The sequence below is a fragment of the Acidimicrobiia bacterium genome (assembly GCA_016650365.1).
In the GTDB taxonomy this organism is placed as follows: Bacteria; Actinomycetota; Acidimicrobiia; order Spongiisociales; family JAENVV01; genus JAENVV01.
The window spans coordinates 1-11,033 of the sequence record JAENVV010000071.1 but is presented as its reverse complement, the minus strand read 5'-3'; the positions used below and the strand labels follow the sequence as shown (position 1 = coordinate 11,033).

General features: G+C 61.1%; 11 protein-coding genes. 3 read left to right on the top strand and 8 right to left on the bottom strand.

Translation table 11 applies throughout. The features are described from left to right. The 3 genes from JJE47_04390 to JJE47_04380 form a co-directional block, all read right to left on the bottom strand. A partial coding sequence (locus JJE47_04390; GenBank protein MBK5266652.1) for an NAD(P)-binding protein occupies positions 1–102 on the bottom strand: 102 nt, incomplete at its 3' end. 245 nt (positions 103–347) lie between these two features. Next, on the bottom strand, positions 348–1,802 hold the full coding sequence (gene gltA / locus JJE47_04385; GenBank protein ID MBK5266651.1) for an NADPH-dependent glutamate synthase: 1,455 nt from the start codon (positions 1,800–1,802) through the stop codon (positions 348–350). Beyond that, complete coding sequence (locus JJE47_04380; protein ID MBK5266650.1) at positions 1,799–2,668, bottom strand: sulfide/dihydroorotate dehydrogenase-like FAD/NAD-binding protein; 870 nt, start codon at positions 2,666–2,668, stop codon at positions 1,799–1,801. Before JJE47_04380 ends, gltA begins: the two co-directional genes overlap by 4 nt. A gap of 373 nt (positions 2,669–3,041) precedes the next feature. Between JJE47_04380 and JJE47_04375 the strand changes: the two genes are divergently transcribed. Then, positions 3,042–3,236 carry a hypothetical protein gene (locus JJE47_04375; protein ID MBK5266649.1) on the top strand — a complete coding sequence of 65 codons (195 nt, stop codon included), beginning with the start codon at positions 3,042–3,044 and terminating at the stop codon, positions 3,234–3,236. Between the two features lie 143 nt (positions 3,237–3,379). Here the strand turns inward: JJE47_04375 and JJE47_04370 are convergent, their stop codons facing one another. Further along, positions 3,380–4,222 (bottom strand): DUF4242 domain-containing protein, encoded by an 843-nt coding sequence (locus JJE47_04370; protein MBK5266648.1) that lies wholly within the window; start codon positions 4,220–4,222, stop codon positions 3,380–3,382. A gap of 151 nt (positions 4,223–4,373) precedes the next feature. On the opposite strand from JJE47_04370, the gene JJE47_04365 reads away from it, so the two are divergent. Further along, on the top strand, positions 4,374–5,780 hold the full coding sequence (locus JJE47_04365) for an NAD(P)/FAD-dependent oxidoreductase (GenBank protein ID MBK5266647.1): 1,407 nt from the start codon (positions 4,374–4,376) through the stop codon (positions 5,778–5,780). Positions 5,781–6,240: 460 nt separating this feature from the next. On the opposite strand, the gene JJE47_04360 is transcribed toward JJE47_04365, so the two are convergent. The 4 genes from JJE47_04360 to JJE47_04345 all read right to left on the bottom strand — a co-directional run bounded on the left by JJE47_04360 (position 6,241) and on the right by JJE47_04345 (position 9,934). Then, positions 6,241–6,615: a hypothetical protein gene (locus tag JJE47_04360; GenBank protein ID MBK5266646.1), complete on the bottom strand. Its 375-nt coding sequence runs from the start codon at positions 6,613–6,615 to the stop codon at positions 6,241–6,243. A gap of 495 nt (positions 6,616–7,110) precedes the next feature. Then, entirely contained in the window at positions 7,111–7,401 is a 291-nt protein-coding gene (locus JJE47_04355; GenBank protein ID MBK5266645.1) for a DUF1330 domain-containing protein, read from the bottom strand. 120 nt (positions 7,402–7,521) lie between these two features. After that, a complete protein-coding gene (locus tag JJE47_04350; GenBank protein MBK5266644.1) occupies positions 7,522–8,937 on the bottom strand; it encodes an FAD-dependent oxidoreductase in 1,416 nt (471 codons plus the stop codon). Positions 8,938–9,652: 715 nt separating this feature from the next. Beyond that, a complete protein-coding gene (locus JJE47_04345) occupies positions 9,653–9,934 on the bottom strand; it encodes a hypothetical protein (GenBank protein ID MBK5266643.1) in 282 nt (93 codons plus the stop codon). A gap of 892 nt (positions 9,935–10,826) precedes the next feature. Here JJE47_04345 and JJE47_04340 point away from each other — a divergent pair. Continuing rightward, on the top strand, positions 10,827–11,033 hold a 207-nt coding region (locus tag JJE47_04340; protein ID MBK5266642.1), incomplete at its 3' end, for an amino acid permease.

Sequence of the window (11,033 nt, the reverse complement as noted above, 5' to 3'; positions counted from 1 at the left end):
TTGTCGATCGTGAAGTCGGCGGGCGCAGGCGAGCCCGGCGATTCCGCCTCCAACGATGACCGTTTCATGGGAAGTGACCAACGCGTCAGTCCGTCTCTCCACTCAGCCTTCAATAGCCACTTACCAACCCCTCGGCAGCGCCCACTGGTCGGACAACTCATGCCATTGGAAGGTGCATCCGGGAAATCGGATTGTACAGATCGCAGCTCTCGACGTTGCGCACGGACAACACCTAACAACGCCCAGCCGGTTCAGGACGGACGGCTCGAGCTGGAATGGGTATTGTCGTCCTCGCTCGGCACGTTGATGGTCATCGGCCGACCCCAACATTTCGGAGCGGGAGATCCTCAGACGACCAGAGGCTCCCCAGGTTCGATTTCCCACACACCCGTATTGAGATAGTCATTGATAGACACTGCAGCCCGTCGGCCGGCACCCATCGCCAGTATGACTGTCGCCCCCCCGGTCACGATGTCGCCGCCGGCGAACACGCCGTGCTTTGTGGTGCGCCCGGTCACTCCATCTGCGACGAGGGTGCCCCGTCTGGTCTGTTCAAGATCCGGGGTGGTTTTCTGCAACAGGGGGTTGGGACTGTTCCCGATCGCCACCACCACCATGTCGACGTCTTCGACCCATTCGCTTCCCGTGATCGGCACCGGACTCTGACGCCCGCTCTGGTCGGGTTCGCCCAGTTCCATCTCCTGCAGACGCATCGCGGTGAGAACGCCTTCCTCGTTTCCGAGGAACTCCACCGGGTTGGCAAGCATTCGGAACTCCACGCCTTCGTGTTTCGCATGCACGATTTCTTCCTTGCGGGCAGGCATTTCCGCCTCGGAACGGCGATACACGATCGACGCCTTGGCTGCCCCGAGCCGCACGGCGGTACGGACCGCATCCATCGCGGTGTTGCCTCCACCAAACACGGCAACCGTCTTGCCTGTCACGTCGTAGACCGGAGTTTCGGCATCCGGTTTGTAGGCCTTCATAAGGTTGACCCTGGTCAGGAATTCGTTAGCCGAGTAAACCCCGACCAGGTTCTCGCCCGGTATGCCCGGGAAACGAGGTAACCCGGCACCCACACCGACGAATATGGCATCGAAACCTTCCTCGCCAAGTAGGTCGTCGAGGGTATCGATCATGCCAATCACCGCGTTGGTGGTGAAGGTAACGCCCAACTTTTCGAGCTGGATGATCTCAGCCTGCACTATTTGTTTCGGGAGCCGGAATTCGGGAATACCGTAGCTCAGCACGCCCCCGAGGACGTGGAGTGCCTCGAAAACAGTCACGTCATGGCCGAGTCTCGCCAGGTCGGTCGCGCACGCCAAGCCAGCGGGACCGCTACCGACTATGGCGACCGACTTGCCGGTGGGAACGGGTGGAGCGTCAGCGGTTGCGATACCGTTGAGCCGCTCGTAATCGGCCACGAATCTTTCCAGCGCCCCGATGGCAATCGGTTTGTCCTTGCGCCCAAGGACACAGGCTCCCTCACATTGATCCTCTTGCGGGCACACCCGCCCACATACCGCAGGCAACGAGTTGTCCAGCTTGATGACCTTGGCGGCCCCATCGAAGTCACCTTCGGCAACGAGACCGATGAAATCTCTGATCTGCACGCCTACCGGACACCCCTCGATGCAGACCGGCCGACGGCACATGAGGCAACGTTGTGCCTCGGCCACGGCCAATTCGGCTGTGAACCCGAGGTTGACTTCCGTGAAGTTTCCCTTGCGTTCGACGGGTTCCTGCTCTGGCATCTTCTGACGAGCCATCGCCATGCGCTCTTTGAGGGTGAACTCGGTCATGCGGTGACCTCGGGCACAACCGGCAAAAGCTGCCGTCGGTCACATTCCTGGTCCATCTCATCGCGGCGCGTGTTCTCGAACCCTGCATAGGCGCGGTTCCGCATGGCAAGCAACTCGAAATCGACCTGGTGAGCGTCGAATTCTGGGCCGTCGACGCAGGCGAATTTGGTCTCTCCCCCGACCGCTACCCGACATCCACCGCACATCCCGGTTCCATCCACCATGATGGGGTTGAGACTCACCACGGTATCGATGCCATGAGGACGGGTCACTTCCGCCACCGCTTTCATCATCGGAATCGGACCGATAGCCAGCACGAAGTCGAGATGTCGTCCTTCTTCGATGAGGTCCGTGAGCTTGTCGGTGACGAAACCGTGATAGCCATACGAGCCGTCATCGGTGGTGGGATAGACTTCATCGCACACGGCTCGCATTTCTTCCTCGAGCAGGACATAGGAGCTATTGCGACCACCAATGATGGAAATAACCTGGTTGCCGGCTTCCTTGAGAGCCACCGCAGACGGATAAGCAATGGCGGTGCCGACACCGCCACCGATCGATACCACGGTTCCGAACCGCTCGATTCTTGAAGGCATCCCGAGTGGCCCGGCGACGTCGGGTATGGCGTCGCCCGCTTCGAGGCGATTGAGAGTCTTGGTTGCCTTTCCGACTCCCTGCACGATCAAGGCAATCCACCCCTCTTCGGTGCTGGAATCGGCGATGGTCAACGGGATTCGTTCGCCATCGGACGTGGCGCGAATAATGACGAATTGACCAGCCTTGCGGCGACGGGCGATCTTAGGGGCTTCGATCCGGACATACCGGACCCCCGGCGCCAGATCTCTCGCCTCCAGGACATTGAACATGTTTACCCCTCATCGAGAGTTCTTCCTCGACCAGTGTGTACCTACCTGAAGTCCTATGCTCAGGGAACAACTGCCCCACCTATAGATCTGAAAGCACTTTCTACGGCTCCCGATGGGCCCGGACATTCAAATCGACGGTATTTGAGGGTTCAATGGTGGAATCTGCCCACCGGGCCGGGCGATCGGGCCTAATCCTCCTACCGTTCCAGAACACTGGCCACTCGCCGTTACCCCGTCAGCCGGCGAAGCATCCGTAGACGTGCGACGGTGTCAGTGTTGTCGCCATGGTTGGTCCTCTCACCTGGAGTCGAATTCCAGATCACCGGTGTCAGCGAGGCCGACACACTTCCATGGAAAGCGCAGGTGCTTTTCTTTGACGGCGATAGAGTCCGCCCAACTCGCCAAATGGGAGGCGATAGGCAACGACCTCACCACTGCACTCACCAAGGACGACATTCTCCGGGACATCACCGCCACACCTGGCGGCGTCGACCCGTATGCAAAGGCGGCGTTTACAAAGAGATGGGAATCGACATCACCTACCACCAAAACAGGCGAATCCTCGTAGCGGCCCGGCCGCAGTTGATTGGCGATGGTGTCGGAGAGACGAATGTACCCCAATCCTCGGCCGGTGGAACATGTCTGGTCGCCGGGGAGTGCAGAGGACACCGTCCAACACCCAAGTGACCTCGAACTCCGTCGTTGCAATGATCAGACGAGCCGACTCCACCAACGAGGACGGCGTCGCGTCGGAGACGCAACGAGCGAGTACACCGGAACCGGAACGGAGAACCCCTTGAGGGTACGGGTCCCTTCGGCCGAAAACGTGAAGTCGTCACGGGAGCCGAGCTGTTCCACGACGTCCGACACCAAAATGGATCCGGGTTGGGCCATATCGCAGATCCGGCTGGCGAGGTTGACAGCTTTGCCATAGATGTCCTCGTTGTGGTCAACCGGCTCACCGGCCGCCAGACCAACCCTAATAAGCAGCTGGTGAGTTCGGTCCTCGTGGCTGCGTTCTACAAATCCCGCCTGCATGGCCAGGGAGCACTCAAGAGCATCGGCGACTGTATCAAAGCTTGCCATGAAACCGTCCCCGGTATGTTTGACCTCCCGGCCGTCCCAGGCCACGATTGCTCGACGGACGATCACGTCATGCTCGCCGAGCAAGGTCATGAATGCGGCGTCTCCGACTGCGTCGAGCAGGGCGGTTGATCCGGCGAGGTCGGTGAACATGATTGTCCGGAACGGCGACGTCACCTGTGAGGCGTCGACCGGATCCTTGATTTGGCCGAGGAAACGTAAGACATTGTCTTCCGCGACGCTGATGATCTCGTTGGGGACGAGGCCGTGCGAGGCCTGATGAACTGCCATGAGCCGATCAGCGTCGGGCGCCTTGGCGAGGCAAAAAACCCCGCCGCTTTCCGAGTCGAACCAGTATGACAAGAACTCGACGCCGTACTCCCCCGACTTGCTCAGGTCGGCCATGTGGGCGTCGGCGACATCCTGGGCGGTGGCGTTTCCGACTTCGTGGCGGTCCATGAACAGGGGCATGCTTACTCCTCGCCGCGATCTTACCTGGTCGTTTGGGTAACCCGAACGCACCCTCACAAAACGTTCGATGGGACCGAGCCGCTCGCCCCCGGCACCACGGGTATCGTTGTCCAAGAGTCGCAAGGACTGTAGCACCGCGGGAGGACTGATCGTGACCGAAAAAGCCGAGATTGTCGTGTTGGGGTTAGGAACGGGCGGAGAGGACCTTGCCTCACATCTTGTCGATGAAGGCGTGGATGTGGTCGGAGTCGAGCCGAACCTCGTCGGTGGGGAATGCGCCTACTGGGCCTGTATACCGTCGAAGATGATGATCAGGGCCGGCAATCTGTTGGCGGAAGCTCGGCGTGTCAACGGTATGGCTGGCCAGGTGGATCTGAAACCCGACTGGTCGCCGGTGGCCGAACGCATCAGGGTCGAGGCGACCGGTGACTGGGATGACAGCGTCGCCGTAGCCCGCTTCGAAAGCCGTGGCGGCCGCTTCATTCGCGGATACGCCAAACTGACCGGCCCACGCACCGTCGTAGTCAACGATCGAGAGATCGAAGCGACCAGGGGCATCGTTCTCGCCACCGGTTCCCATCCGTTCATACCCCCGATCCCCGGGCTGGCCGACGTCAGTTTTTGGACCACCCACGATGCCATCGCTGCTGACCCACTGCCGGCCTCGCTGATCATCCTCGGCGGCGGGGCGGTCGGTTGCGAACTCGGCCAGGTGTTTGCGAGGTTCGGTGTGGAAGTCACCATCATTGAGGGCCGCGACCGGCTCTTAGCCCTTGAGGAGCCCGAAACCTCGGCGATCCTGCAATCCGTCTTCGATCGAGAAGGCATCGCCATGCTGACGAACCACCGGGCCGAACAGGTCAAACAAACAGGCGACCACATCGTCGTGACCCTCGACGATGGCTCCGAGGTGTCGGCTGAACGCCTCCTGGTGGCGACCGGACGCGCCGTTGATTTCGCGACGCTGGGACTCGACGCGGCCGGTCTAGAGCCGGTCAACCGCCATGTGCAGGTCGACGACCTCATGCGAGCGGGCGACGGGATCTGGGCCCTCGGCGACATCACCGGCCAACCAATGCTGACCAGCGTGGCTGTCTACCACAGCTCGATCATTGGTTCAGACATCCTCGGTTTGAACCCGGTACCCGCCGATTATCGAACCATGCCGAGACTGACGTTCACCGACCCGGAAATCGGAACGGCTGGCCTGACCGAAGCGTCCGCCCGAGACGCAGGCATCGACGTGGCGACGATCGTCAAACAGGTCCCCGCCACGTTTCGCGGTTGGATACACGGCCCCGGCAACGACGGAGTCATCAAACTGGTGGCCGAACGCTCTAGTGGCGTGCTGATAGGCGCCACGACGATGGGCCCGCGCGGGGGCGACCTGCTCGGAATGCTCGGGTTGGCGATTCACGCCCGCCTCCCGATCGATACCCTTACGACGATGATGTACGGATATCCGTCGTTCTATGGGGGCATCGGAGAAGCAGTCGGTGCCTATGGTCGCGGCATCGGCAAGGTCATCGACCCTGACTTCCTGCCGGGACTCTCGTGAACAAGTGAGCGACACAGTGCAAATGTGTGATAGGACGAGTTCCACTGCCCCGTCCAGGGGGCCGGATCACCCGTCGGGTCCCGGCCGGCGTACAGATAGCGATAGTGTCGGAGGAGCGACTCAAACCCTGACCCCACGCGGCATCCCAGCAGGTGAATTCCCACTGGCTGCCTGACCTTTGCGTCCGTCTCTGGAACGGCGACCCAAAAGGCGACGCGGTGCCAACGTCGCTTTTCGTAACGTGAGTTCGAGATGGCCTAGCTGGGCAGGTTGGTCGTGGGGATCTCGCCTTCATCTCTGGACGGCCTCCCCGAAGCCGCAGGCGGGATACCGAGGGCAACGCCACTGGCGGAGGCCCGACCGACGACGACCGGCAGGAACGGGTCACGTCGGGAGGAAACTCAAACTCGCTCAACCAACCGTCGCCGACCACCGCTCCTGCGTAGCCGAAATCGGCCGGCTACGGGCAGTTAACGCTCTCGGCGATGACTGCCAGGTCTTCGATCAGGATGTTGGAATCGTCGACGATTGCAAAGGCCACCAGTGTGAATTGGCCGCAGAGGTCGGCGACGGATGCCGCATGGATTCGCCCGAAGTCACCCGTACCTTCCCGCAAAAGAATGTCGTAACCGTCACGAGGCAGCACCTCAGCAACCTCGGGTATCTCCGCTTCCTCACCGAAGGCCAGCCGAAGGCCCAACGACTCGTCAAACGCAGCGACAATCGTGAACCCGACGTCGCCCCGTTGGTACATGAAGGCGGTGTAGGGGGCTCCGTGGGCCGGTTCCCAACCGGGGTTGATGATCCCGTCGAGTTCTGGCGCCGAAGCAAGCACAGCGTCGAGGAGTGCCGGATCACCCTGGATCGTTGTGCTACTCGGGAGTTGTCTTGTTCCCGACGTTGCAGTCGTAGGCGTTTCAGTGGGCAGTTCACTGATGGGCTGTGAGCTAGCGGTTGAGGCGGATGCCGATGTTGTGTCGGGTTGATCTGGGCTGGGAGCCTCCGATGCCGCACACGACGACAGAAACAGAACACAGACACTCGGAACAACTACCAGCCCCATGAGTCTGCCTGCAGTTTGGGGCTTTATCATCGGCCACCACCTCGGTCCCACTGCTCGTGCCTGAGCTGAACTAACTCCGGTTTTTCCTCGATCGTCAGTCATACATTGATCCGACTCGCACTGCACGACGACGACGACGACGACGACGACGACGACGACGACGACGAACCTACCACTTCGACACTTGAAACGGTTGAAGCTCATCGAGGTGCGATTGGACGAAGGACTCACGGTTCTCCATCGTCCCGCTCATCAATCGTCGACCGTTTAGACGCTCTCAGCGATCCTGATCTCGCGCTCAACTGAATCGCCGAGCACTTCTAGGGCTTTCTGATAGGGCGCCCCGTCGTGGGCTGCGATCGCTTGCTCGAGGCTGTCAAATTCGAGGACAACCACCCGCTCGTTTAGGCCCGCCTCATAGACCTGCGACGGGTTGCCGCGGACCAGGAACCTCCCCCCAGCGGCCTGCATCGCCGGCCCGGCGAGTTTCCCATATGCGGCGAACCGATCCTGATCCTTGATTGAGTGGTAGAACGCTATCCAGTACGTCTTCGCCATCATCAGCCTTCTCTCGTCTGCGCCATAACCGTCACCTCAATCATTTCGTTACCCGTCTGTTGTCCGTCTGGGATCGGTGGTACATCGCGTTGAAGCGCTCTGCGATGGCCTGGGAGGCGATCATGATCCTTGCGCGGCATTCCTGCCGGCGATGCGTCCAAATATGAGCGCCTGCCCTACGGCAGCTCCGGAGTGATAGCTGGCTCCATGGAACCCGCCAATCGCCTCCCCGGCAGCATAGAGTCCAGGGATATGGCCAGCATGCGTTAAAACGCGCATGCTGGCATCCACCGCCAACCCGGCGTAAGTGGCCAGGAAGTGGCTCTTGGCTTCATAGGCATAGAAGGGCGGCGTTTCTATCCTGACCGGACTGCCGATACTGGCAGAAAGGTGGCTACGACCAAACTCGGTGTCGGCGCCGCTGGCCACGCTGTTGTTGTATCTCTCTACCGTCTCCTTCAGCACCTGGCGCGGTATATGGATACCGTCGGCCAGCTCCTCGATGGTATCCGCCTGCACCAGTAGTCGTATGCGCGCCGCGTCCAGCCCCAACACGACGTTCTCGCTGGGAATGACAGACGAGGCCTTCTGCGTGTTGTCCAGCGCCCTGTCGAATATCTTCTGGTCGAAGACCATGACTCCCACCCCGTCGGGCTGGTCCAAGGAAGCCATGCCAATGTCCTTATAGGGGATGGACTCGTTCACGAAGCGGCGCCCTTGCCTGTTGACGATGATGGCTCCCAAGTAGAAGATGAGGCAGATTTCGGCGGCGGAATCTCCGGTGACGTGCAGCTCATAGCTCGGCTTGACGTATTCCATGTCGCAAAAATAGGCGCCCAACGGCTCTGCCATGCGCAGATGATCGCCGGTATGCCCCAGTCCGGTTGTGGCTGCTAAACCGACGAAACGCCGGTCAAGAGCGGCGAGACGATCAGCGGAACGGGCAAAGCCGCCGGTAGCCAGCACCACCCCACGGCGTGCCCGGATGCGGGTTTCGTTCACCCTATCCCGCATCTGGACGCCAATGACCCGTTGCTGGTTGTCTGTAATGAGTTCTGTGATGGCGCTGTGGAAGAGGACGGTGGCTCCCCGCTGCTCCGCCTGTCGCTTGAGAATCCTGACCATGTCCAGGGGGTCAGAGAAATGCCCACGGGGGCGGCTCATGCCGGCGGCGGCGGTTGCTATCTCCGCCCAACGCACCCCGATGTCTTTCAGCCAGCGGTAGGTATCCAGCTGGTGGTCGGCGTAGGCGCGCACCAGGCTGGGGTCGTTCTTGTTGTTTCCCACCGCTAGGAGATCTTGGTACAGCAGCTCGCTAGAATCTTCTATGCCCAACCGCTGCTGCACGTCGGTTCCGGCAAAGGCCACCATGCCTACATTGATAGCCGTGGAAGACTCCCAAATCTTCCCCTGCTTTTCAAAGACGACGGTCCTAGCTTCGGCTTCCGCCGCTTCTATTGCCGCCGCCAGCCCCGCCCCGCCAGCGCCAGCGATGACCACATCAAACTCGGAGTCCCACCTGTCATTTTCTGCCATCACAGCTCTCCTGATATCGGACGTGACCCATGACCGCCCTTCCCCCCAACGTGGCCCCGAAACTAGGAGGTCACGATCGGGGCGGGTAAGGCCGAAAGTCCCATTGAACACCTGGGCGAACCAGCAACGGGCATGCAAACACAACAATCATACCCAGCGAGAGCACCAACAGGATTCCGAGAAGCGACCGCCATCACCACCCATCTCAGCAAGGACGACATCAAGGCGCTAGTGGCTAGCCCCCGAGACATCACCTACAACACTCGCGGCCGCCGACCCCGCAGACAAAGCCGCCGTCTATGAAGAGATGGAATCGACGTCACCTACAGCCGAGACGGCCGGATCCTCGTCGAGTCCCGGCCGCGTGTAGTTAGCGATGGTGTCGGAGGGGGGATTACAACTCTTAACCCACACCGCACCCGCTCCAGTTGGTTGGAGCTCGCAGCAACCTGATCTCATGCGTTTCGCCCGGTCAGCGCCTCACGACGGAGTTCCGGCACCCACGGGTACGAGAGCACGTCGCGGGGTTGAACGGACAGGAGGCCGATGGCCCCCGGGATGACGGCCGAGTTTGTGGCGACACCGCATCCGAGGTTCCCTCGCCGTCATCGAAGGGCCCAAGACCGCTCGACGAGCCCAGACACTACCCGTCCGCAGGCCTCGCGAAGCGAAGGAATCCAGTCCGGCACGAAGCGAGATTCGAGTCCCGTGACAGCTACACCTCGTCGCCCTGGTCTTTGTCGCCGGGATTGCTCCAGGCGACGGGTTGCCAGTCGTCTGCCGCGTTCTGGATTACTGAGGTAGCGATGATCTCGATGCCTGCGTTCTCGAGACTCGAATGGATTCGGCGCGTCAGGTCGTCCTTCACCGACCGGGCACTGCGAATCGGAACGACGAACCGCACCGCAAGACGCATGAAGTCCGTATCGGCGGCCGCGAAGACCCTCGGCTCGACCTCGGCGGCGGGCACCGGAAAGCGTCGCCGCACGTCGTTCATCGCCTGAAGCGGCCGCCGGTCGGGGCGTTCGGTCCGGCGGTTGGTACGACAACGATGTCGGCGCCGGTCAGTATGGTGCTGCGCAGGGCGGTGTCGTTGAGGGGTGCTTGGTGGAGCTCGACGCCGACGTCGGACTGATTGGTATCGGGATAGCTGTGGGCGGGGTCCGATAAGGTCCACCCCCGGGCTCAGTCACCGTAGGTGTCATCAACGACAACGCGCGTCGTCGCCGTGGATTCGGTCGCGTCGTAGACGAGGTGCTCCAGCCCTATGAGCTGGTTGTGGCTTCTAGAACTACAACACTCACCGACCCACCGCTCACTCAACCAACAGCCACCGGAGGCTGCCGAGACGCGTGCGGCCGAGGATCCGCGCCACTTTCGGGTCGTGAAATCAACCCATCTTCGACGGCCTCATCAACGAATACCGAAATGCAGCCTGACCAGGCACGACGGATATTCGGCCCCCTCACGGCCAACGAGCACCCTGCGACGAGACGCACACGTCCGTGATCGAACTTGGCCAGCCGATCCAACGCACCACCACCTGCGCAGGACTCATCAACCAGCACCGCCCAGCAGCCTGACACAACCACACAAGCCGAACCGTCGCCGGAAACCGCAGGCTTCAACGCGCCCGGCGCACGCTATCTCACCCTCAGGATGCCTGATTAAGGATGTTGGTAGACTCCGATGATGTTTTGATGAACCTGGCAGATGTGGGCGTAGGTGCGCTACAAGTAGATGTCGTTCTGGCGGAGCCAGTCGCCGTCGCTTGACTTCCCTCGACTGGACTCCCGATCCCGCCCGGTGCATGGAAGCACGGTCTACGACACAATGTCGTCTGAACACTGGAAAAACCGGGACGTCCACGAGACGGAAGGAACGATGGCGTGAGTCAGGAGTCAGGCGACCAGAAGGGCTCTGCGGACTCCAAGATCACATTGTCAGGTGCCGTGTCGATGGGCACCGGTGTGATGATCGGCGCCGGCGTGTTCGCGCTGATGGGCCAGGTCGCCGGCACTGCCGGCAAATGGTTCCCCCTGGCGTTCCTGGCTGCGGCGGTGGTGGCGGCGATCACGTCGTACTCCTATGTGAAG